The organism is Sphingobacterium griseoflavum, assembly GCF_014653155.1.
GTDB classification, from domain to species: Bacteria; Bacteroidota; Bacteroidia; order Sphingobacteriales; family Sphingobacteriaceae; genus Sphingobacterium; species Sphingobacterium griseoflavum.
In genome coordinates this window covers 464552-487045 of the sequence record NZ_BNAF01000002.1, presented here as the reverse complement: position 1 = coordinate 487045, position 22494 = coordinate 464552, and the positions used below count along the sequence as shown (strand labels likewise).

At 45.3% G+C, this 22494-nt stretch carries 18 protein-coding genes and 3 tRNA genes; 10 read left to right on the top strand and 11 right to left on the bottom strand.

Annotated elements, in window-relative coordinates; translation table 11 throughout:
• Positions 1 to 93: 93 nt before the first annotated feature.
• The gene (locus tag IE165_RS04160; protein WP_189625335.1) at positions 94 to 678 is read right to left on the bottom strand and encodes an FKBP-type peptidyl-prolyl cis-trans isomerase; all 585 of its coding nucleotides are present in this window, start codon (positions 676 to 678) and stop codon (positions 94 to 96) included.
• Positions 679 to 819: 141 nt separating this feature from the next.
• Positions 820 to 1431, bottom strand: coding sequence for an FKBP-type peptidyl-prolyl cis-trans isomerase (locus tag IE165_RS04155; protein WP_189625334.1), 612 nt, complete (start codon positions 1429 to 1431; stop codon positions 820 to 822).
• Positions 1432 to 1832: 401 nt separating this feature from the next.
• Between IE165_RS04155 and IE165_RS04150 the strand changes: the two genes are divergently transcribed.
• Positions 1833 to 2714: a M57 family metalloprotease gene (locus IE165_RS04150; protein WP_189625333.1), complete on the top strand. Its 882-nt coding sequence runs from the start codon at positions 1833 to 1835 to the stop codon at positions 2712 to 2714.
• A 29-nt stretch (positions 2715 to 2743) separates the two neighbouring features.
• Here the strand turns inward: IE165_RS04150 and IE165_RS04145 are convergent, their stop codons facing one another.
• The 6 genes from IE165_RS04145 to panC form a co-directional block, all read right to left on the bottom strand.
• Positions 2744 to 3622 carry a hypothetical protein gene (locus tag IE165_RS04145; protein WP_189625332.1) on the bottom strand — a complete coding sequence of 293 codons (879 nt, stop codon included), beginning with the start codon at positions 3620 to 3622 and terminating at the stop codon, positions 2744 to 2746.
• A gap of 194 nt (positions 3623 to 3816) precedes the next feature.
• On the bottom strand, positions 3817 to 4284 hold the full coding sequence (locus IE165_RS04140) for a thioredoxin family protein (RefSeq protein WP_189625331.1): 468 nt from the start codon (positions 4282 to 4284) through the stop codon (positions 3817 to 3819).
• A 65-nt stretch (positions 4285 to 4349) separates the two neighbouring features.
• Positions 4350 to 6695, bottom strand: a complete 2346-nt coding sequence (locus IE165_RS04135) for a TonB-dependent receptor (RefSeq protein WP_189625330.1) — start codon at positions 6693 to 6695, stop codon at positions 4350 to 4352.
• Positions 6696 to 6944: 249 nt separating this feature from the next.
• Positions 6945 to 7328, bottom strand: coding sequence for a DUF8478 family putative metalloprotein (locus IE165_RS04130; protein ID WP_189625329.1), 384 nt, complete (start codon positions 7326 to 7328; stop codon positions 6945 to 6947).
• Positions 7329 to 7368: 40 nt separating this feature from the next.
• Positions 7369 to 7719, bottom strand: coding sequence for an aspartate 1-decarboxylase (gene panD / locus IE165_RS04125; protein WP_189625328.1), 351 nt, complete (start codon positions 7717 to 7719; stop codon positions 7369 to 7371).
• 142 nt (positions 7720 to 7861) lie between these two features.
• Positions 7862 to 8707 (bottom strand): pantoate--beta-alanine ligase, encoded by an 846-nt coding sequence (gene panC, locus IE165_RS04120; protein ID WP_189625327.1) that lies wholly within the window; start codon positions 8705 to 8707, stop codon positions 7862 to 7864.
• Positions 8708 to 8850: 143 nt separating this feature from the next.
• Here panC and IE165_RS04115 point away from each other — a divergent pair, with 143 nt between their 5' ends.
• The 7 genes from IE165_RS04115 (at position 8851) to IE165_RS04085 (ending at position 15963) form a co-directional block, all read left to right on the top strand.
• Positions 8851 to 9678, top strand: coding sequence for a glycogen/starch synthase (locus IE165_RS04115; RefSeq protein ID WP_189625326.1), 828 nt, complete (start codon positions 8851 to 8853; stop codon positions 9676 to 9678).
• A gap of 252 nt (positions 9679 to 9930) precedes the next feature.
• Complete coding sequence (locus tag IE165_RS04110) at positions 9931 to 13986, top strand: glycoside hydrolase family 2 TIM barrel-domain containing protein (protein ID WP_189625325.1); 4056 nt, start codon at positions 9931 to 9933, stop codon at positions 13984 to 13986.
• A gap of 109 nt (positions 13987 to 14095) precedes the next feature.
• Positions 14096 to 14425 carry a DMT family transporter gene (locus tag IE165_RS04105; RefSeq protein WP_189625324.1) on the top strand — a complete coding sequence of 110 codons (330 nt, stop codon included), beginning with the start codon at positions 14096 to 14098 and terminating at the stop codon, positions 14423 to 14425.
• A gap of 74 nt (positions 14426 to 14499) precedes the next feature.
• Entirely contained in the window at positions 14500 to 15573 is a 1074-nt protein-coding gene (gene prfA / locus IE165_RS04100) for a peptide chain release factor 1 (protein ID WP_189625323.1), read from the top strand.
• 72 nt (positions 15574 to 15645) lie between these two features.
• Positions 15646 to 15719 (top strand) — tRNA-Asp (locus IE165_RS04095).
• 60 nt (positions 15720 to 15779) lie between these two features.
• A tRNA-Asp gene (locus tag IE165_RS04090) sits at positions 15780 to 15853 on the top strand.
• Positions 15854 to 15889: 36 nt separating this feature from the next.
• A tRNA-Asp gene (locus IE165_RS04085) sits at positions 15890 to 15963 on the top strand.
• A gap of 283 nt (positions 15964 to 16246) precedes the next feature.
• Here IE165_RS04085 and IE165_RS04080 read toward each other — a convergent pair.
• Positions 16247 to 18394: a prolyl oligopeptidase family serine peptidase gene (locus IE165_RS04080; RefSeq protein WP_189625322.1), complete on the bottom strand. Its 2148-nt coding sequence runs from the start codon at positions 18392 to 18394 to the stop codon at positions 16247 to 16249.
• Positions 18395 to 18585: 191 nt separating this feature from the next.
• On the opposite strand from IE165_RS04080, the gene IE165_RS04075 reads away from it, so the two are divergent.
• A complete protein-coding gene (locus IE165_RS04075) occupies positions 18586 to 19329 on the top strand; it encodes a UDP-2,3-diacylglucosamine diphosphatase (RefSeq protein ID WP_189625321.1) in 744 nt (247 codons plus the stop codon).
• Entirely contained in the window at positions 19317 to 19877 is a 561-nt protein-coding gene (locus tag IE165_RS04070) for a Crp/Fnr family transcriptional regulator (RefSeq protein ID WP_189625320.1), read from the top strand. Before IE165_RS04075 ends, IE165_RS04070 begins: the two co-directional genes overlap by 13 nt.
• A gap of 47 nt (positions 19878 to 19924) precedes the next feature.
• Here IE165_RS04070 and IE165_RS04065 read toward each other — a convergent pair whose 3' ends face one another.
• Positions 19925 to 21163, bottom strand: a complete 1239-nt coding sequence (locus IE165_RS04065) for a thioredoxin family protein (protein ID WP_229826336.1) — start codon at positions 21161 to 21163, stop codon at positions 19925 to 19927.
• A 111-nt stretch (positions 21164 to 21274) separates the two neighbouring features.
• Positions 21275 to 22459 carry a C1 family peptidase gene (locus IE165_RS04060; protein WP_189625319.1) on the bottom strand — a complete coding sequence of 395 codons (1185 nt, stop codon included), beginning with the start codon at positions 22457 to 22459 and terminating at the stop codon, positions 21275 to 21277.
• Positions 22460 to 22494 lie beyond the last annotated feature (35 nt).

Here is a 22494-nt window from a genome sequence, read left to right as displayed (position 1 = left end):
ATAAGATAGAAAATAGCGCGAGGTAAACAAGTAAAAAAAACCGTCCCATAATTACTTATGAGACGGCCTCTTTAAACGTATGTATCCGTCAAGTTATTCGATAGAAAGCACTTCAAACTCGTAAACTAGGGGTTGGTTGGCAGGTATAGTCGATGATGAACTATTGGTCTCTGTCCAAAGCGATGGAGAAATTATGCGGAATTTACTTCCAGTTTTTAGCCCATCCTTCGTAAGCCCCCCTAATTGATCGATCTTCACTTGATTGCCGTTGTAGGAAATCGAATAAGGATAAAATGAATAAAGCCAAACAGAACTGAATGCGGCATTGTTGTAATTTAATGTGTATGTTCCGCCTGTAGCATCACTTTGTACCACTGTCTTGCTTAAAGTAGATACGGTATATTTTAATTTGACAGTTGGAACAACAAATCCGCTCCCACTGTATTTGTATTCGTAGGTGCTGTTCGTTGGTTCAGATAATACTTCATAATACATGCCGCGAGTTACCTTCTTTCCTAACCTTGTCAGATTTATAGAAGTCGTATCCGTAACGGGATTAGTAAACTCTGCAGCAACGTATGCTTGAATGGCACTTCTTTGGGAATTTAACACAGAATCGATACTTCTTTCTTGAGCCAAAATTTGACCTTCGTAGTCGATATCTTCTCCCTTATCCATACAGGAAGTAAAAGTAGTAGCAACAATAGCTAATGCGATTAATGGTCTAATTAGATTTTTCATAAATACATCTAGTCTTTTTCAATTTGAATATAACGTTACTTTTTAGTGACACGCTACAACAGCGTGCTATATTTTATTCTATTTAATGTCAACAACCTCTAATTCAAAATATAATGGTGAGTTTGCAGGTATCTTTTCACTGTCCCGGGCATCGTAAGCCCAAGGTGACGGTGTAACTATTTTGATTTTAGCACCTTTTTTTAGCCCGCTAGTGGTTAAGCCGCCTATTTTATAAGTGTTTCCATTAAAAGTAATGGCTTTTGGAAAAAAAGCAAGTTGCCATGCACCAATTACATTCATTAAAGGAAAGGTGAAGTCTTTACCAGCTTCTGATTGATCGAATACCGTTCCGTTTAGCAACGTGCCCTTATACTTGGCGGTAATTGTTGGGTAAATCAGCGAATTATTCAATACTTTATAAGTGTAAGAAGCTTCGTCGCCTTCTGTAATGACTTGAAACCATATACCGGTTGCTGTATCCAATTTAGCATCGACCATATTTTGATCGGCAAAGGCTTTAACTGTTGGAGCTTGTTCTTTAAGAATCTTCTCTATGCGAGCGTTGTTGATAGAATCTTTAATTCGTTGCTCTTCTAATACTTTCTGGTAGTCTAGATCACTATTTTTTGAACAGGATGAAAAAGTAGCTATTGCAATAAGAGCAAATGTTAGTTTGATTAAGATTTTCATAGATTGTTTGCGTACATTTTGTGGTTAGAACGAATTATTAGCCATTTTGCTACAACAAACATAAAAAAAATGTGGAATATTTTGTCGAATTGTATAGGACAAGAACATTCCATTGGTTTTGTAACGAAACCCACTTGTACTACTGAATTATGTTATTTTAGAAATATTGAAAAAGTACTGAATTCTTTTTTTTTTCCAATTCTGTTAATCGTGAATATTTTTATTCGAAATGTTATTTGTCATCAGTAGTTTTTTTTGTAAAACTGTCCTTCACCGGTATGAAATTTTTATTCGTTTTTTAATTCTAAAGAGTATCGTCCTGAGTTGTGATTTGTAATTTTTTTTTGAATAAATTAATGTATTAAATTTAATCATTGTTGCATTTTATAAATATATTTGTTATGAACATCAAAATTTTTTTAATGGCTGTAATCGTGATTATTGGTCATTCCTGCAAAAAAAATAGTCTTGCGTTGGACTCCACCGAAGATGAAGTATCTAAAGTAAAAACTGCTTTAGTTAAGCTCGGTTTTGATACGGCTTCTGCAATTATTAAAGGCGAGGATATCTTTGTCGAAGGAGATATTCTATTAAAAAAATCGGAACTCTTTAAAACGCAATCGAGGCATGCTACTGCGTTCAGCGGAGGTCCTTTCGTTATTTATGAAAACCCAATAAAATTTTATGTCTCGCCAGTACTAGGCAACTCGTCCGTTATTACAGAAGCTTTGAACGAATTTTCAGCAATAAAAAATCCTTACAAGGATACTAATTTACCTCCATTTTTGAATCCATCTCTTGGAATAACCTTCACGGAAGTGTTTAATGAAAATGAAGCAAATTTGATCTTTCATGATTTTTTCGAAAATTCCATTCGGCTTGGTTACGCACAATGGCCAAATGTGTTACCAGCAGAAAATCTTCCACCACCATACGTCAATCACGCGAGATTGCAAACTGGAAAAAATATGTATTTCAATACATTTCATTGGAGTGGTTTGTCAATATCCCAGAAGAAATTCTTGGTTGCCCATGAATTTGGTCATGCTTTAGGATTGCGGCACACTGATTGGAGACGTTCAGAAGCAAGTGCCATGAATATTGACGGTGTGTTAATAGGGGCCTACACGGTTCCTAATACTCCTAATTCGACTACTAATCCTGACCCAAACTCCCTGTTTAATTCTGGGGCTGGAACAACACCTTTCTTTTGGAATGGGTTTACAATATATGATAAAGTGGCTATTTGGTTTGTAGCTGGAGGGGGCGCATCAGCTCTGTAGAAATAATGATTATTTAGTTTTTTGGTATGTCAAGGTGATAAAATAACCCCAAAATTTACCCGAAGATTTGAACCCTTCGCACCATTAAACCTCGTTATTTGTCGCAGTCCGTTGCGTAAAAAGGTTTGGTCTGTTCCAGCGCGTACCTTTTGCACAGCGTATCCTCCCGAAATATAGAAAGATAGTAGGGAGGATATGCTTCTAATCAGTCCAATTGATCCCCTGTAGTGAGATCCGTTGCTTTCTTGCATAAAACTAACAGGGTGTTCAAACGTTGGAATTAAGTTCCAGTTTCCTATTCCTGTATAATCAACAAGGGCGTAGGATAAAGTTGCTAATGCCTGTAGCTTACTTCCCAGATGTGTATGGAAGAATGTGCCAACTTGTATACCCTGTTGGCGTGTGCTGTACCAGGTGTCAAGATTTGGTGCCGATGACGAGGTCATGGAAAAGGTTTGGGAGGTATTTATGTAAGAGACGTTTGCATCGACTGTTACAAACGGATCTTTATAGAGGTTATAGGCGAGGCCTGTTTGTAGGTGCTGCATCCCCCCTTTGGAGCTGTTGAAATGTAGTTCATAAGTTGGAGTTGTTCGGTTATCATGTTGATAGTCAATGTCACTTCCTGTTCCGCTAAGGGTTTGCCTGTTTTCGATCGTCAACATAACGCTCATCTTTGGAAGAATTTTATATTTTCCGTCTACGCTAAGACCTAAACCGACAATATTCTGGTACTTTAATTCAGATAATATATTTGGATTTGTTCCGTCGGCATTGCCTGCTATGGACCAACTAAAATCCTGTATGGAAATGCCGGATGCAACCTTGATTTGCAGCTTCTCTTGCGAGTGGGCACGAAAGGCACAAGCTAGAATCAGTGCGAGTATCAATGCGTGTTGCTTTGTCATAACTGCGAAATCGGGTTACATATGCAAACAATTACACGTGGACGTTACATGCTGATTGCTCACAAAACGATTTGTTAATTGTATTGACAAATATACAATATAGTTTCGTTTCGATCTTGGTTTTCGTTTTTATTGGAGTAAATTTATTTTCTATATGTGTTGCAAAACCTTACATAAACTACCTCCTCAAAAACTTATTGCAGGGTTTTCAACAGCTTCTCCGGACTCAAATATTCAAAATAGCGCTGCTGTACCGTAAAGTCAGGGCTTAGTATCAATGTGGTCGGAAAGATGAGATCGCCATGGCGTGCTGCCAAGATTTTGGCAATATCATGGTAGCTTCCTCGTCGTTTTTTAGAACTTTTGTTGGTCAGGATCTGTCCGTCGAAGCACAGGCTGTCTACACTTTCCGCATCAAATCGAACGGCATAATACCGACTGTTCAGCATGTATATGATCTGCTTATCTGTAAATACTGCGCTATCCATCTTCCGGCAGTACACGCACCAATCCGTATGGAAGAAGAGCAATACGGGCTTTGGATTTACGTGTAGGGAGTCCGATAGCTGCTCGAAGGTTAGCCAGTTGATGGCAGCCCGACCTTGGGCGTGCAGCAGCAAGCTGCTGCAAAAAACAAGGAAAGTCATCACATATCTTTTCATATCAAGCTGTTTTTAGCAAGCTATGAGGGATGACCACTGCATCTATCCCTCATAGCGGCATCGTTTTAGTGAAAATGTCCTATCTTCACACCAAATGTGTATGTACGGGGTTTGGTAGGCCCATATACATAATCGGAATCCCGTAGGGGGCCGGTATCAAAATCCTTTTGAAAAGCGTTGAACATGTTCTGCACGCCTGTAAAGACCTCCACATTAAAGTTTTTCTTAACGGCAAAGGTATAGCCTAGGCGCAGGTTGAGCTCCATAAAGTCAGGCGCGTCTTTGACGATCATGCGACCATCCCGCTGGTAATGTGGCACCAGCATGCCTCCTGTGTATACACCCGTCACATCAACGGCGAACCGCTTGGTGGCTTTGATGTTGGTGTTCAAATATCCATATACGTTTGGCGTGCGCATATAGCGTGTCGTACGGATATCGTCGGCATCGGTTTCGCCCTCAAAGATCAGTTGCTCTTCACTGTATTTTGCGCGCTGGATTGTCCCTCCCGCTTGGATACTCAACGCACTGGAGGGTGCCACGCTAAGCTCGATATTACTGCCGTACACGCGGGAGCGGCTACCGTTTCGCATTTCCTGTAAAATGATGTCTGCCTCTTCCGAGGTCATCACTGTGGTGAATGGGTTTTGAAGGTCCGTAAAAAATCCTTCGACCAATAGGCTGGCCTGCGTGCTGCCGAAGTTGCGCGTGTAGTTGAGGGAGCCGGTATAGGCGTTGGAATATTCCGTTTGCAGATTTTCGCCCATCAATACAAATACCTGTTGCCCACCAATGGAGGTGACGTGCATATCCTCATTGAAGGCTTGTGGAGCACGAAACCCGCGAGCGTAGCCACCGCGAAACTGCAAGGCTTCATTGATGTCGTAGAGGATGGTTAGGCGGGGGCTCAAGGTGCCGAAGCTTTGGTCGGATCGACGCGTGTTGCTGAGTAGCTGGTACGTGCCATCCACATAGGTATAGTCGTAACGTGCTCCCAACAACGCCTTCAATTGGTCCAGCAGCTTCCACTCATACTGTGCATAGGTGCCTATGGCATGCGTGCGTTGATCGATGCTGCGTTGGTAAGCCGGGATTTGATCTTCGGTGCGGTTTCCATTGTATTCGACGCCGGCGGTCAACACATCGCGCTCAAAATTGTAGTTGTATTGAGCGCCGGCGACCATGGCAAAATCATCTGTTGTGCCATAAGAATTAGCGGCTACCACGCTGTCCTGTTGGATACGTGAGCCGCCAAGGCCCCCGTAGTAGCTGTCGCGCTTGCTTTTTTGCGCCGATGCGTAGAGTGATAGCTTATGCTTCCAGTCTTTGGAGTAGTGGTCATAGGTGATGCCGCCGATGATGGAGTTGGTCTGGATCTGTTCGGTGATGTCGGTAAAATGGGGCGCGAGATCAAGGCGGTCGCCCCCGCGACGGAACTCGTTGAGCACGCTCATGTCAACGGTTACTTTATCGAATTCGGAGGGCTTGAAGAAGGCCTTGGCACCAAAGGTGGTGTTGCGCAGCTTGGTGATTTCAGTGAAGCCATCACCATTGGCATCCCACGGTTGTCGGTCGCGGTGCATACCGTAAAAAGTAACACCGTTCATTAAGTCGTCCTCTACAAAAGAGGTGTTGAAATCCAGCGTGTTGTCCCACGAGCTGCCGCCGGTAAGCGAGTTGGTGGATTTGATCTGCCAATCGTTTTCCACTGGATCTTTGGTGATGATGTTGATGGTTCCGGCAATGGCATTGGCGCCAAACAGGGCGGAACCACCACTTCGCACTACCTCGATGCGGTCAATCATGCTGGTCGGGATTTGGTCTAGCCCATAGACACTGTTGAGGGCACTAAAGACTGACCTGCTATTGATCAGGATCTGGGAGTATGCTCCCTCTAGCCCATTGAGGCGAACCTGTGAAAAGCCGCAGTTTTGGCAATTGTTTTCGACACGCACGCCGGGCTGATAGGCTAATGTTTCGGACATGGCGACCGACTGAGTCGCGTTGAAGAGTTTTGGCCCCAGTACATTGACGACGACGGGCGCTTCACGGCGGTCGATTCCGTATCGTGTGGCACTGACAACCACTTCGTTGATTGCCAGGTTGTCTTCCTGCAGTTGAATAAGGATAGGAGTACTTTTCTGTGCTGCTGTCAGTATTTTTTTACTGGTTTGATAGCCTACCGCACGGATGACAATAGTCGATTTGTCTTTCGGTACTTTCAATAGGGTGAAGTTCCCTTCGTTGTCGGTCGCTGCGGCTATGCTGGTGCCTTCCACCAAGATTGTAGCCTGGGGCAGTGGTACGCCCTGCATGGTGCTGACGGAACCTGATAGGTTGCTTTGCGCAAATAGAAGGACTGGGAATAGCGAAAAAAGGACGACAGCGAGCCGTTGGTATATCTTTATCATGTAATCGATTTGAAAATTTTAAATTATGGGTGATTCATCTTGTAGAGCTGGTAGCGTATAGCACGGTCGGCTTGCCATACCGAAATGATGCACGCAACAAACCGACAATACTGCGCTGATAAATAGGGCGCTATGTCTTCGGACACCGTGCATATGCAGCCGGAGGCATCAATGCCAATGCCGCAACATTGCCGCGTGGCAAGATTCATCAAGATGATTGTTAACTAACTGTAATGATGGAGTTGCGTTTTACACGTGCAAGGGCGGGCCTCTTAGGTCGTAGTGGATACCTGCCGGGGAGATAATTTTAGCCACCATATCCACGAAGTGTATACGTAGACTGAGCGGCGTAATCGCCATTTCAAACACCTGCAGATCGGGGGCGAGAAACGCTCCAGCAAAAACTACGTTCAGATATTGGATCTCCGCATCCGAGTCATGGTGATGCGGCTGTCCTTTTTTAGTAAAATCGTAGGGGTGAACGTGGGTGATGATCTCACCGGTTGAAGTGATCTCTTTATGCATAAACACGACGCCGCTGATAATGATAGCGACCGTCCAAATGCTCAACAAATAAGCGATAAGGGATCGGTATGTAGTCGTTAATTTATGCATCAAAAAAAATAGCGCCATCACATCGATAGCGCCATAAAATTAAGTAATGCTTTTGATATTATACAATTAATTTATTGTTATCATCTGGGAAAATTAAGCCCGGTTGATGCGATTTTGCTTCTTCAGGTGTCATATGCGCATAGGAGATGATGATCACGATATCCCCGACTTGCACCATGCGTGCGGCTGCGCCGTTAAGGCAGATGGTGCCTGTGCCGCGCTCGCCTGGGATCACATAGGTTTCCAACCGGGCGCCATTGTTGTTGTTGACAATCTGCACCTTCTCATTGGCTACGATGTTTGCCGCGTCCATCAAATCTTCGTCTATCGTGATGCTGCCCACATAGTTCAATTCAGCCTGCGTTACGCGGACGCGGTGAATCTTTGACTTCATTACTTCAATTAACATAATGCAAAATTACCTTATTTTTTCGGAAACTCTGTATGCTTGCTGTCAGATTCCATCGTATTCCAGCTCGAAAACCCCATTTGCCCCTATTATGCGTTTAATTTTTATTGATAAACGATTTGCCTGTGCTGTAGCATGATAATTAATTGAGTATCATGTTGTCGATAAGACGAACGCCTTCGACCCAGGCCGCAACCAGTGCGACGTAATCTTTTCCGGATTCCAAATGGGAAACCTCTAATAGACTGCTGCTTTCGCAGATTGCCAAGTATTCTACTGTAAGCTCACCTTCTTGTACCAGGATATCGAACGCACCTCGCCGCAAGGTATCCATAGGAAGATCATGCTTGTGCTCTTTGATAAACAATAGTGCGCGGTAAAGCGCTAGTGCCTTTTCTTTCCCTTTAGCCGATAGACGACTGTTTCTCGAGCTCAGTGCGAGTCCTTTCGAATTGCGAACGGTTGGACATATCATGATGTGTATGGGCAATCGCTTGATATGCACCAAGCGTTGAATAACCATAACCTGCTGAAAATCCTTTTGCCCGAAACAGGCGATATCCGGTTCGACCAAACGGAACAGTTTGTAGACGATCTGCGTGACGCCCTGGAAATGGCCGGGACGTTTTTCACCTTCCCAGGTACGATCGAGATCCCCAAGGTCGATATGCCAATATGCCTCATCTGCGGGATACATCTCTGCTTCCGAAGGCATGAAAAGGACGTCGCACCCCGCTTGTTGAAGCAGGCTTATATCGTTTTCAATAGGTCGAGGATACTTCGCTAAATCTTTTGGGTCATTGAATTGTGTGGGGTTGACAAAAATACTACACACGACAAGCGGTGCCGCCTGCCGCGCTTCCTCGATCAAGGCGATATGGCCTTGGTGCAAAGCGCCCATGGTGGGCACGAGCGCTACTTGTCCACCCTCTTCCCTGTGCTTGCCCATAAAGAACTGAAGCTCCGCTTTGGTTTTAAATATTTCCACCGTAGAACGTTAAATAAGGCCGTAAAATTGCATAATTAAATCCGAAATATAAAGTTGTGAAAACTAACTAATTGTAAAATCAACAAATATTCGTATCTTTGTATACCGATTTTACTATTCGATAAATAAAAAAACAATTGGAGATGGCAAAAACGAAAATATTGTTTGTAACCCATGAGATGTCGCCTTTCCTTGAACTAAGTAAAATTTCTGAAATTACACGCCAGTTACCGCAAGCTATGCAGGAGAAAGGATTTGAAATCCGGATCTTGATGCCCCGTTTCGGTAATATCAATGAGCGCAGAAATCGTCTTCATGAAGTGATAAGGTTGTCGGGAATGAACATCGTGGTGGATAACAATGATAATCCGCTAATCATTAAAGTGGCTTCATTACCTGCTGCACGGATGCAGGTTTATTTTTTGGATAATGAAGAGTATTTCCAGCGGAAAAAGGTTTTTCGTGATGAGAAGGGCGAGTTTTTTGCAGACAATAACGAGCGATCGTTGTTCTTCTGCAAAGGGGCACTAGAGACTGTGAAGAAGTTGGGATGGTCACCTGATGTGGTGCATTGCCACGGTTGGTTTTCTGCCATGGTGCCCGCCTATTTAAAGACGGCCTACAAAGATGATCCTGCTTTTAAAGATGCAAAAGTGATGTATTCGCTTTATGCTAATGAAGAGTTCGGCTCTTTGGGTGCTAAGTATGGGGAAATGGCTGCCCAAGCCGACCTTTCCGCCGAAGAAGCGGCTCCGTACGGCGACGGTTCTTACGTAGACCTCTATAAAGGTGCATTGTCGTTTACAGATATCGCGGTTTTTCCCGATGGTGAAGTACATCCCGAGTTAAAGGCCTTCGTCCAAGAAAAGGGCATCCGTAGCTTCTCGCCCGGCGCCGACGACGACTATGACGGCTTTTCGGAAATCTTTGATGAATTTTCTACTGTCGATGCGGAAATAGCATCTGCATAATACGATTTCATTGAATAATAACATAAAGGCGCGTAAGCGCCTTTTTTTATGGACGCAGCTGCGTCTAACCTAACGAAGCCTCCCGTTCTTGTTTCAGGTCCTGTTTGCCGTCAATTTTTTTTGTACTGGGAAAATTACACAATCGTTTGTATCGTACAATAGACGGCGATATAAGTGGATAACTTCGCACCAAACATCTTTCTTACTTGCATTTATGCCTGCTGATGCCAATTTTTGATTAAATAATGTGGAATGAAGAAGACGAAAACCATAACGGCTATCTGCAAGATTATACCGATTTTTATTTTTCCCCTTTTGCTGTTTGGCCAAAGCAGCCCGATAGTAGAGCCTATTCCCGGTTTTGCATATGGCGAAGAACAGCGCCCAACAGGCAAAGAGTGGGAGTCCCCAGCATCCTTATCCCTGAATAAGGAGCTGCCCCATGCCTATCATTTTTCCTTCAAGAAGATATCGACGGCTCGCGCCGTGTTGCCGGAACATTCCGAATACTGGCGTTCGTTGGATGGGACATGGAAATTCCATTGGGCAAAATCTCCAGCGGACCGACCGAAGGACTTCTACCGATCTGATTTTGATATTTCGAATTGGGACGAGGTGCCGGTGCCCATGAGTTGGAATATTTTGGGCATACAAAAAGATGGTTCGCTAAAATATGGCGTGCCCATCTATGTCAACCAGCCTGTGATCTTTCAGCATCAGGTGAAAGTCGACGATTGGCGAGGCGGTGTGATGCGTACCCCACCAAAGCATTGGACAACTTATAACGATCGGAACGAGGTGGGGTCTTACCGCCGTAGTTTTGTAGTTCCAGCTGATTGGAAGGGAAAAGAAGTGTACATCAATTTTGATGGAGTAGATTCATTTTTCTACCTGTGGATCAATGGTAAGTATGTGGGTTTCTCAAAAAATTCGAGGAATCTTGCCGCCTTCAATATCAGTAGATATTTGCTGCCGAAAGGAGAGAATACCGTGGCGGTGGAGGTATACCGAAATTCCGACGCGTCTTTTTTGGAAGCACAGGATATGTTCCGTCTTCCGGGGATTTTTCGTTCCGTTTCGCTGACAGCGAAACCTAAAGTGCAGATCCGCAACCTCGTTGCCATACCCGATCTAGATAAGGATTATCATGATGCAACCTTGCACGTAACTGCCGAAATTGCAAACCATGCGGGAGCGAGCAAAACAGGGTATGCCCTGCGGTATAGTCTGTATGCAAATACCTTGTATAGTGACGATGCGGTTAAGGTGGACGCTATTGACCTCCGTCGTGCTGTACCGACTATGGAAAACGGGGCGGTGGGTGTCGTAGATCAGGTGTTGGAGGTGCACAGTCCGCAGAAATGGTCTGCAGAAAAGCCCTATCGCTACACCTTGCTGGCTGAGCTTTTGGATAGCAAAGGTAAGGTCGTTGATGTGGTCTCTAGCTACGTCGGTTTCCGAAAGGTAGAGGTGAAAGAGGTGGCGGCGGCGGATGACGAGTTTGGCCTCGCAGGACGGTACTTTTATGTGAACGGTAAACCGGTAAAACTGAAGGGCGTAAACAGACATGAAACAAACCCGGAAAAGGGAAAAGTAATTTCTCGCCAGCAGATGGAGGACGAGCTTAAGCTCCTGAAAAGAGCCAATATCAATCATGTCCGAAATTCGCACTATCCCGACGATCCCTATTGGTACTATTTATGTGATAAATACGGGATATATCTGGAAGACGAGGCCAACTTGGAAAGCCACGAGTACTATTACGGGGAAGCCTCACTATCGCATCCTGAGGAGTGGAAAAATGCCCATGTAGCCCGTAACTTGGAAATGGTGCATGCAACCATAAACCATCCGTCCATTGTTATTTGGTCGTTGGGCAACGAGGCAGGTCCGGGCGAGAATTTTGTGGCCGCTTATCAAGCGATCAAGAAAGTCGACGGGTCAAGACCTGTGCAGTACGAGCGGAACAATAGCATTGTTGACATCGGCTCCAACCAATACCCATCCATCGATTGGGTTCGGGAAGCGGTAAAGGGAAAATATCGGTTGAAGTATCCATTTCACATCTCCGAGTATGCGCACTCCATGGGCAATGCTTCGGGCAACTTGATTGACTATTGGGAAGCCATCGAATCCACTAATTTTTTCATGGGAGGAGCTATTTGGGATTGGATAGACCAATCGATGTATGCCTATGACAAAATTACAGGCGAGCGTTATTTGGCCTATGGCGGTGACTTTGGAGACCAACCTAATGACGGTACGTTTGTTATGAATGGATTGCTGTTTGCTGACCTCACCCCAAAGCCAGCTTATTTTGAAGTGCGTAAAGTATACCAAAACGTTGCTGTCCGTGCCGTAGATATGCGACTGGGTAGGGTCGAGCTTTTTAACAAAAACTATTTCAGTAGCTTGGACGATTACAAAATCGAGTGGTCTCTCTGGAAGGATGGTGTTGAAATCCAACGCGAAACCTTTTTAGAAGCTGATGTGAAAGACATTGCAGCCAGGACAGGTAGGCAAATTGTTATTCCTTATGATTTTTCTGCGTTGGAAGCGCAATCTGAATATTTTGTTAAACTGCAATTTTCACACAAAGAAAGCCGACTTTGGGCTGTGGCCGGAGAGGTACAGATGGAGGAGCAGCTGTTGGTGAAGCAAGCGTCTGCATGGCCTACCATAACGGACGTTGCCCAAGGGGGGGCGATTAAAGTCCGTATCGAATCGGGCTTGCAAGTTTTGGAAGGAAAAGACTTCGTAGTAACGTTTGACGACGCTACCGGAAGTATTCACGAACTGTCTTATGGAGGACATGTGATGATACGTGCCGGGGAAGGGCCGAGGTTAGACGCGCTACGTGCGCCGCTTGACAACGATAACTGGGCTTATAAACAATGGTTCGAAAAAGGATTGCACCACTTAAAACATCGAGCCCTAGCATCGAGCCAGTATGTGCGGGAAGATGGAGCATGTGTACTTTCCTATACGGTCGAATCGCAGGCGCCAAACGGCGCAACCATTCGCGGCGGTAGCTCGGGCGTCTATACGCTAGATGAACATACGGATGTGCCTTTTAGTGACAGCGATTTCAAATTTGTCAGTAACTATATTTGGACCGTTTACCAAGATGGCTCTATTGAGCTGCAAAGTAGTATAACCTCGAATAACAGCAGCCTTGTCCTTCCACACATCGGTTTTGCGATGCAGGTTCCGGCATCCTACGGACAGTACAGCTATTATGGACGCGGTCCGGTCAATAACTATGCGGATCGAAAAACGGGGCAGTTTATACAACGCTATGACAGTACGGTTGAAGGCCAATACGTTCCTTGGCCAAAGCCACAATCTACAGGCAATAGGGAAGAAATACGCTGGGCAGCGCTGACCAACGAGGAGGGGGCAGGTATTCTATTTGTGTCGGAGGGAAAGCTAGCGGCTTCTGCCTTGCCGTGGAGTGAGCTGGAGATGGCTTTGGCTCCGCACACGTATCAACTGCCTGAAAGTTCGGGCACCCATGTTTATCTCTTGGCCGACGTGACGGGTTTGGGAGGCAACAGTTGCGGGCAAGGGCCACCCTTGGATCAGGATCGTGTACGGGCTTCGGCACATAATTTTGGTTTTATGATCCGGCCTGTGCAGCAGCGTAATCAAGCTTCCCAAGCTAAAGTGGGATTCTCCGGTGAAATGCCTATCCGCATCGAGCGTGATCAGCAGGGAATTGTACAGGTATCGTCCGGACGGTCTGATGCCGCATTAATGGTGCAAGTGGATGGCCAGACAACCGAACGGTATAGTAAGCCTTTCAAATTACGCACAGCCGCCGACATATCGGCGTGGTATGCCGACAACGAAAAGCTGAAAGCGACTGTTCGTTTTCCGAAGATAGAGACGATCAGTATGCAGGTGCTGTCGTCCTCGAGCCAAGAAATCGGTGAAGGAAATGCCGAGCATCTTGTGGATGGCGATCCATCGACCATTTGGCATACCATGTACTCGGTTACCGTAGCGCAGTATCCACATTGGGTGGATTTTGATGCAGGGGAGCCCAAGCTTATCAAGGGATTTACCTATTTGCCACGGCAAAACGGCTCCAATGGACGTATAAAAGACTACCGTATACAGCTCAGTACCGATGGGAAAAGTTGGGGCGATGCCGTGATGGCAGGTGAATTCGAGCGAGATGCCAAGTTGAAGACGATGATGCTGGCCACCCCTGTGCGGGCGCGATTCATCCGTTTCACCGCGCTGAGCGCACTGGATGGACAGGATTTTGCCGCTGCAGCTGAGTTTTCTGTGCTCGCCGATTAAGGCGGTTTTACAGCGAGAAGCAGCCTGCTGTTTCCAAGTTGTTTTTTAGCATTTGTAAAAAAGATTGTACAGCCAAATTCCGATTTTTGCCTGTGTAAAATATGATGCTATGAATTGGATTATTTTAATTATCGCAGGATTGTTTGAAGTTGGTTTTACGTCCTGTCTAGGGAAAGCCAAAGCGACTAGCGGTGCAGAAATGTATGGTTGGTATGGCGGCTTTGGCTTTTGTTTGCTGCTCAGTATGCTGCTGTTGATGAAGGCTACCCAAGAGTTGCCTTTGGGTACTGCGTATGCCGTGTGGACCGGTATTGGAGCCGTGGGAACCGTCTTGGTCGGCATACTCTTATTTCGTGAGCCCGCCGATTTTTGGCGTGTATTTTTTATTATGACACTTATTGCTTCCATCGTTGGGTTGAAAGCCGTTTCCGCACATTAATACCAAAATTTTACGTACTTTTGTGGCTATTATAAAGATATACAGGGTATACCTGTTTATGAGCTATACATATTATGTTAGAGAAATTACAAGCTATAAAAGAGCGTTGGGAAGAGGTTGAGGCAGAATTGAGCAACCCCGATACCATCAACGATATGAAGCGTTTTGCCAAGCTGAACAAAGAGTATAAAGATCTTGGCCGCATTGTGGAGCAATACCATATTTATAAGAACATTGTCAGTAATATCGAAGCGAATAAGGATATTTTGGCGAATGAGAAGGATCAGGAGTTGCGGGAAATGGCCAAGGAAGAGCAGGATCTGTTGCTGACCCAAAAGGAAGAGAAGGAAGAAGAAATCCGTTTGATGCTCATTCCTAAAGACCCGGAAGATGCGAAAAACGCCATCATAGAAATTCGTGGCGGTACCGGCGGTGACGAGGCTGCCCTCTTTGCTGGCGACCTGTACCGTATGTACACCCGATATTTTGAAACCAAAGGTTGGCGCAATGAAGTGATGGATGTTACCGAAGGTACTTCTGGCGGTTACAAAGAAGTAATCTTGAAGGTTATCGGCGAAGATGTGTACGGACAGCTGAAGTACGAATCGGGCGTGCACCGCGTGCAGCGTGTTCCGGATACGGAAACACAAGGACGAGTGCATACGTCAGCCGCTTCGGTTGCCGTATTGCCAGAGGCCGAAGATGTAGATGTGGAATTGAACCCGGGCGATATCGAGCTGCAGACCTCGCGCTCTGGCGGTGCAGGTGGACAGAATGTGAACAAGGTTGAAACCAAAGTCCAATTGACGCATAAGCCGTCCGGTATTGTTGTCGTATGTCAGGTAGAACGTTCACAATTGGCAAACCGCGAGCTTGCCATGGAGATGTTGCGGAATAAACTGTACGAATTGGAAGTGCAGAAAAAACACGGAGACGTCGCTGCCAAACGTAAAACAATGGTATCGACAGGCGATCGCTCCGCGAAAGTACGTACCTACAACTATCCTCAAGGACGTGTCACTGAACATCGTATCGGTTTAACGATGTACAATTTGCCAACTATTATGGATGGTGATATTCAAGGGATTATCGATGCGCTACAATTTGCTGAAAATGCAGAAAAGATGAAAGAGGGCGCTGTAGACTAGTTTTTTTAAAAAAAATTTAGTGGGTATAGAAATAAACACTATATTTGCACACCTTCTCGGAAGAAGGTTTTAGGTCTGGTAGTTCAGCTGGTTAGAATACATGCCTGTCACGCATGGGGTCGCGGGTTCGAGTCCCGTCCAGACCGCTAAAAAGGGGAGTTTTTGCTCCCAAAAACGTTCTTTATTGTTATTCTTTAAGAGAAATTGGTCTGGTAGTTCAGCTGGTTAGAATACATGCCTGTCACGCATGGGGTCGCGGGTTCGAGTCCCGTCCAGACCGCAAAATTTCAATGGAAATCTTTCTTTTAAAGACTTTGGTCTGGTAGTTCAGCTGGTTAGAATACATGCCTGTCACGCATGGGGTCGCGGGTTCGAGTCCCGTCCAGACCGCAAGAAAAGGCACTTCGCAAGAGGTGCCTTTTTTCGTTTAAGCAATATGTTGTAGACCTGCACGATACCTGTATCTTTAATAAATGCCCAAATGATAAAAGCATGCTTTTAAAGCATATCAAGCCAGTTCTGCGCCAGGCAATCTTACGAAGGCTACTTAGCATTTGGTTTTCATCGTCCATCAAAAAGTCAACGTATAGTGACTTTGTTATCTTGATGGGGAGTATAGACGCTCCCGATAGGTAATATTGTCCAACCGGGAGCGTATATGTATAGATTGTACTTAGTTGATTTCAGCATAAGGCAAGTTCATGTTCTGAAACATAAACGCCCATTTGTCAGTTTGTTCGGCAATGACCATAGCGGTGGATTTCCCGGCACCATGTCCTGCCTTGGTATCGATACGAATAAGAACAGGATTGTCCCCCTTGTTATATTCCTGCAGCCTAGCAGCAAACTTGAACGAGTGTGCTGGCACGACTCGATCGTCATGATCAGCGGTGGTTACCATCGTGGCCGGATAAGCCGTATTTGGCGTCAGTGCATGATAGGGTGAGTATTTATACAGGTAGTCAAACATCTCCTTGCTATCATCCGCGGTACCGTAATCAAATGCCCAGCCCGCGCCTGCGGTGAATTTGTGGTAGCGAAGCATATCCAGCACCCCGACAGCAGGGAAAGCTACTTTATATAGGGTAGGCCGCTGCGTCATACAAGCACCAACCAGCAGGCCACCGTTGGAGCCGCCCGATATAGCGAGTTTCGCTGACGAGGTATATTTCTCTTGAATGAGGTATTCGGCGGCAGCGATGAAGTCGTCAAATACATTTTGTTTTTTCAGCTTTGTTCCCGCGAGGTGCCAGTTTTCGCCGTATTCACCACCACCACGCAGGTTGGCCACTGCATACACGCCTCCCTGTTCCAATAAAATAACGTTGCTCGTAGAAAAAGACGGTGTCAAGCTGACATTGAATCCACCATAACCGTACAACATCGTCGGATTGCTGCCATCGAGTTTGATCCCTTTTTTGTAGGTAATGATCATAGGGACTTTGGTGCCATCTTTCGAGGTATAGAATACCTGTTTTGATTCGTATTTGGAAGGGTCGAATTTAATAGCAGACGTTTTGTATACATCCGATTTACCGCTGTCGATATCATACCGATATATGGTGCCGGGATTCACATAGTTGGTGAACGAATAGTACAGTTCTTTTTCCTGTAGCTTTGCTCCAAAACCGGCAGCTGTACCTACTCCAGGTAGTTCAATCTCGCGTTCCAATTTTCCGGAGCGGTCGTATTGCTTCACCAAGGAGGTGGCATCTTTCAGGTAATTCGCGAAAATTTTCCCTCCACCCGTGGAGGGCGACAACACTTGATCGGTTTCTTTGATTAGATCCTGCCAATTTGCAGTGGTAGGATTTGCAAAGTCAGTGGTCACTACTTTGCCGTTGGGTGCATTCAGCTCCGTATAGATAAATAATTTGGTACCATCGTTGTCGATTACGTAGTGGTTTTTCTCCATATTGCCTACGACATTGATGAAATTGCCGTTGGGTACAGAGAGGTCCTTGATGTAAAGCTCGTTTCCAGAAGTGGTGTTGGCAGCGGAGACCACCAGAAAGCGTTCATCTTCCGTTAGGCTTGCGCCGATGTATCGACGTGGAGTCGTGGATCCACCAAATACTAATTTATCCGTGTTTTGCGGCGTATTCAGTTTATGGAAAAACAACTTGTGCTGGTCCGTCATGCCCGATAGCGCAGATCCTCCTTTAGGTTTATCATAGCTGCTGTAGTAGAAACCCTCGTTGCCGTGCCAGGCTAACCCCGAAAACTTCACATCGATTAATGTATCACCGATAACCTTGTTTTCTGCTGCTTGCAGCACGATGACTTTCCGCCAATCCGACCCGCCCTCAGAGATTTGATAGGCTACCAATGAACCATCTTTGCTGAAAGAGATGCCCGCTAAAGAGGTGGTTCCATCGTCGGAGAATTTGTTGGGGTCTAGGAAAAGCTCCTCTTTACCCTCTTCGCCTTTTTTTCGGTAAAGGACATATTGATTCTGCAAGCCATCGTTCTTGTAATAGTAGATGTAGTCGCCTTCTTTGAAGGGCGCGGTCTCTTTTTCGTAATTCCATAGATCTTCCAAGCGTTTGCGGATATTTTCCCGGAAGGGAATCTGCGCGAGGTAATCTTCGGTGACCTCGTTTTCGGCCTTTACCCATTGTTTGGTCTTGTCCGACAGGTCGTCTTCTAGCCAGCGGTATGGATCGTCTACCACCACGCCAAAGTAGCTGTCTTTTTGGTCTGTCTTTTCGGTTGTCGGATAGGGTTTTAACACCATGTCTTTTTTTGATTCCATAACTTTTTGCTGTTGACAGGCGCCTAAGCTGAGGGCCAAAAGCATCACTCCCAAATTTCTATTCATAATCTGATTATTTTTAAGCGCTTTGCGCCTGTGTCCATATGCAAGTTACAAAAAGAGTCAGGAAACGCAAAGTTTGCTGTGGTATGGCATGGACATGCCGGGAGAGGTCTTTCGGGCGTTTAAGATAGGTGTGATGTCGTGGGGGGATGCTTGTATATCCGTCAATATTTGTATAGCTTTGACCCTAAAGCATGAGAGATAAGATTTATTTTGCATCGGACTTCCATTTAGGCGTCTTGCCGGAAGCTACATCGCGCGCGCGCGAGCTTCGCGTTGTCAACTGGCTCGATACAATTAAACACGATGCCAAAGAGCTCTTTCTCGTGGGGGATGTCTTTGATTTTTGGTTTGAATATCGTACTGTCATTCCAAAGGGTTTTGTCCGCTTTTTTGGCAAACTTGCAGAATTGGCCGACCTCGGCGTGCAGCTTACTTTTTTTAAAGGGAATCACGATATGTGGATGTTTGGATACCTGCAGGAAGAGCTTGGTGCGCGGATCGTGTCGGATGAACTAGTGTTGGAGCGCGACGGCAAACGTTTTTTTATACACCATGGCGATGGGCTTGGTCCCGGTGATTCGACCTATAAATTCCTTAAATCGTTCTTCCGTAGCAAATTTTGCCAATGGCTTTTTGCCCGATTGCATCCAAATTTGGGCATTGGTATTGCGCAGCGTTGGTCTAGCCATAGCCGCGCGGCAAATGGTGGAGAGGAAGGCTTTTTGGGCGTGGAGCGGGAGTGGCTGCTGCTCTATGCCAAAGAGCAGCAGCAGCATACGCACTATGATTATTTTATCTTCGGACACCGACATTTGCCCTACGATGTTGCTTTGGGTGCAGCTTGCCGCGTCGTGAATCTAGGTGAATGGATCCATCATTGTACATACGCCGTGTGGGATGGGGAAGAGTTGATCTTGAAGGAATGGAAGCACTAGCCATTATTGATCGGATAGCGGCATTACCGGCAGCGAACCGAGAGCAATTGGCCTCGCTGTTTGAGGAATTGGCGTTCGATAAAAACAGCGAGATTATCGTCGGCGGAAAAAGGTCGCGGTACCTATACTTCATCAAATCTGGTGCCTGCCGCATATTTTACCATAAAGAAGAGCGAGAAGTTATTTTGGATTTTGCATTTCCCGGAGACGCGCTCATCTCACTGAACAGTTATGTACACGAGCGCTCCGGGTACGAAACCATTCAGGCAATGGAGCCATCTCTGTTATACAAAGTGGACGCTCGGCAACTGAAACAGCTGTTCTCGCTGTCAATAGAGATCGCCAATTGGGGTAGGCGTCTTGCCGAAATCGAAACACTAAAAATTGAGTACCGATTGATGTCCAAACTGTTTAAGACCGCTACCGAAAGCTATACGGAACTATTGGCCCGTGCACCCAACTTGGTAAATACCATAAAATTGGGATACATCGCCTCTTACCTAGGTATTTCCCAAGTTACGCTGAGTAGAATTAGGGCAAAGATTTAGTAACGTATGTAGGTGCCTTAACCAAAAAGGATAAAGCACCTTTTTCTTTACCAAGTCTGTTCGCCTTTTTTCATCTTATCTAGGGTTGCCACATAATTTTCTTTTTCGCTATCACTGGCTTTCGCAATAGCTTTTTCTTGATATTTTATGGCAGTTTCTTTATCCCCCGATTTATAGAGCAGGTTGGCATAGGTGTCTAGGAAAGCAGGTTCTTCATTGCCTTCCAGCGACTGCTTGCTCCAGTTTAGGGCAGCTTGGATACAGGCTGCATCATCGCAATTTTCGAATACCGACCACGCAAAGGAATTTAGTGCATTGGGCGACACTTTCTTATTGTTGAGCGCAATGTAATCGTTTACCGCGTCTTTAAAAGCGGGCCAATTCTTTTTGCTGAAATAGTATTGCGTTTTAATGCTGGCTAATATACTGGTCATGTCGACATAAGGGTGCTCCTTGGCAAGACGTTCCTTTAGTGCCGTAAAGTCGACCTCCTCATTCTTGTTTCGGATAACTGGCATCACGATTTCATTGCTGAGAACCGAAGCTAAAATATCATTCGATTTGCGGCCTTTGTCGCCTAAAAGCTCATCTACTTTCTGCATGTTTTCTTTGATCAGCATAAACGCTGGCGAAGTGCTTGACGTAGCACCTTGGGCCAAAAACTGTATGTTCTCGGCCGTAAGCAAAGCCTCCCCGCCAACTAAATCAATGTAACGTGCCGTTGCCTTTTTCGCCAAATCCTGGTCATAAGCGCTCATAGCCGCTTTTGCTGTTTTTTTTGCCAAATCGGCGTCTGTTGGATTTTGCTCAAATTTATTGACCAAGGTAACATACTGCGTCTCAGGATCGAGCCCTGCCTGTGCCTTTGCAATAAAATCATCGGCTTCGCCACCACCAACGATGCGGTGCACCAATTCTCCCTCCGGATTGAAAATCAAGAATGTTGGATAGGCTCGAACGGCGTAGTCCTTTGCAAAACGATCCGCTTCTTGATACCAAGATTTTACATCGTCGCTGTCATCTTTTGTTTGGTCCATTTGGAGCTTGAGATTTACAAAATTGGCATTGAAAAAATCACCTACTTTTTCCTGAGGGAAAACGTTGGACGACATGTACTTGCAAGGACCGCACCAAGTCGTAAAGCAGTCGACAAAAATATATTTGTCCGTTGCTTTGGCTTTTGCTTTAACCTTGTCCCAGGTTGTTTGATGTTCAAATACGATACCTTTTTCTTGCGCGAAGCCGAGAAAAGGAATAATGAGGAGGGTGAAAAGAAGCTTTTTCATAATTATCGATTTATCCCAATGATATGTGTTATGATGGTTAATCTACATAATTCCATAAAAAATCCCAAGAATATTATTCTTGGGATCACGTGTATGCTATGAAATTAAGGCCTAGATACCCAATTTCGATGATAAATTTTTTGTCAATGCTTTCTTGTGTAACAAAAGCGATATAGTCTTGTAGCGTACATACTCTTTCGTGGCATACATATATCCTTTGTAATCGTTGGACTCTCCCCACGAATTTTTGACAATGTAATATTCTTTGCCATTTTGATCCTTCACAAGGCCAACGATATGCATACCATGGTCGTCTGTGGTGCTGTAATTATCAAAAGCTTCCTGCCGCTGGGCTGCGGTGATTGTCGGCTCTGCTTTAGGACCGTTGAACATGCTGGCACGTTCTGCTTCGCTCATTTGCTCAAAAGGCGTTTCAGGCACATAAGCCACACCATTTTTCCAACTGAAACTTTTCTCCGAAACATCGGTTGCCCAAGCTACGGTATAACCGTTCTTCAACGCATTATCGATGATGTCTGTGAGTTCGTTGATCTGCACATTGTAGAAGCGCTCAAACGACCAGTTATCTGGAATAAGCAACACAAAAGGTTTGTAGTAAGCATGCTCATCAAAGGATGATATGCCCACGTAGTCATCCGGATTGATCCCCACGACCTGATCGGCAAAGGTTCGGGGTGTATAGGATTTCCCCTTATAGGAGAAGTTTTCTGGCACCTGGCCTAGGTAGGCATCCATCGCTGCGGTAAATGCCGATAGCCAATTTGCACTTGGCTTTTTGCTTTTTGCAATGGTTTCGGTCATACCTTGCAGCAAGGGTCCCATTTCCGAAAAGTTGTTCCGGCTCTGCTCTGCAGGAAGTCCTGTGTAGGCCTCACGCGGCACGGCACCATATTGACGGAAAATAGTCAAGACGTCGTGTAGCTGTCCGCCGTCGCCCTGTGCCTGATCACCATGCAAGCGAACAAAATTCTTGGCTTTTTCAATATAAGTGTTGCGCGCGGTGAAGATGGGCGATATGTCAACGGGTTGCTTGCCCATGCGGATCATTTCAGATTCCAAAAAAGAGTTTCCGGAATACGACCAACAGGTACCCGAAGATCCTTGGTCTTTGATCGACGTATTGCCCAAGTTAATGACTTCGGTAAATTTAAATCCCTCTTTGCTGTTATCGCTGGCATTACCTTTCAGGGAATTGATCAGGTTATCCTGTGCATTGACTTGCACAACAGCCGAAAATAGGGCTGCTGCGAGAAGTATTGATTTATTCCAGTTCATTGTTAAGATAAATTTTACGAAGTTATCATTTTAAA

What these genes read in the sequence shown, in the direction of transcription:
- IE165_RS04160 (WP_189625335.1), bottom strand. Translation starts at nt 678, where the DNA reads ATGGATAAGGGAGAAGATATCGACTACGAAGGTCAAATTTTGGCTCAA.
- IE165_RS04155 (WP_189625334.1), bottom strand. Translation starts at nt 1,431, where the DNA reads ATGAAAATCTTAATCAAACTAACATTTGCTCTTATTGCAATAGCTACT.
- IE165_RS04150 (WP_189625333.1), top strand. Translation starts at nt 1,833, where the DNA reads ATGAACATCAAAATTTTTTTAATGGCTGTAATCGTGATTATTGGTCAT.
- IE165_RS04145 (WP_189625332.1), bottom strand. Translation starts at nt 3,622, where the DNA reads ATGACAAAGCAACACGCATTGATACTCGCACTGATTCTAGCTTGTGCC.
- IE165_RS04140 (WP_189625331.1), bottom strand. Translation starts at nt 4,284, where the DNA reads ATGAAAAGATATGTGATGACTTTCCTTGTTTTTTGCAGCAGCTTGCTG.
- IE165_RS04135 (WP_189625330.1), bottom strand. Translation starts at nt 6,695, where the DNA reads ATGATAAAGATATACCAACGGCTCGCTGTCGTCCTTTTTTCGCTATTC.
- IE165_RS04130 (WP_189625329.1), bottom strand. Translation starts at nt 7,328, where the DNA reads ATGGCGCTATTTTTTTTGATGCATAAATTAACGACTACATACCGATCC.
- panD (WP_189625328.1), bottom strand. Translation starts at nt 7,719, where the DNA reads ATGTTAATTGAAGTAATGAAGTCAAAGATTCACCGCGTCCGCGTAACG.
- IE165_RS04115 (WP_189625326.1), top strand. Translation starts at nt 8,851, where the DNA reads ATGGCAAAAACGAAAATATTGTTTGTAACCCATGAGATGTCGCCTTTC.
- IE165_RS04110 (WP_189625325.1), top strand. Translation starts at nt 9,931, where the DNA reads ATGAAGAAGACGAAAACCATAACGGCTATCTGCAAGATTATACCGATT.
- IE165_RS04105 (WP_189625324.1), top strand. Translation starts at nt 14,096, where the DNA reads ATGAATTGGATTATTTTAATTATCGCAGGATTGTTTGAAGTTGGTTTT.
- prfA (WP_189625323.1), top strand. Translation starts at nt 14,500, where the DNA reads ATGTTAGAGAAATTACAAGCTATAAAAGAGCGTTGGGAAGAGGTTGAG.
- IE165_RS04080 (WP_189625322.1), bottom strand. Translation starts at nt 18,394, where the DNA reads ATGAATAGAAATTTGGGAGTGATGCTTTTGGCCCTCAGCTTAGGCGCC.
- IE165_RS04075 (WP_189625321.1), top strand. Translation starts at nt 18,586, where the DNA reads ATGAGAGATAAGATTTATTTTGCATCGGACTTCCATTTAGGCGTCTTG.
- IE165_RS04070 (WP_189625320.1), top strand. Translation starts at nt 19,317, where the DNA reads ATGGAAGCACTAGCCATTATTGATCGGATAGCGGCATTACCGGCAGCG.
- IE165_RS04065 (WP_229826336.1), bottom strand. Translation starts at nt 21,163, where the DNA reads ATGAAAAAGCTTCTTTTCACCCTCCTCATTATTCCTTTTCTCGGCTTC.
- IE165_RS04060 (WP_189625319.1), bottom strand. Translation starts at nt 22,459, where the DNA reads ATGAACTGGAATAAATCAATACTTCTCGCAGCAGCCCTATTTTCGGCT.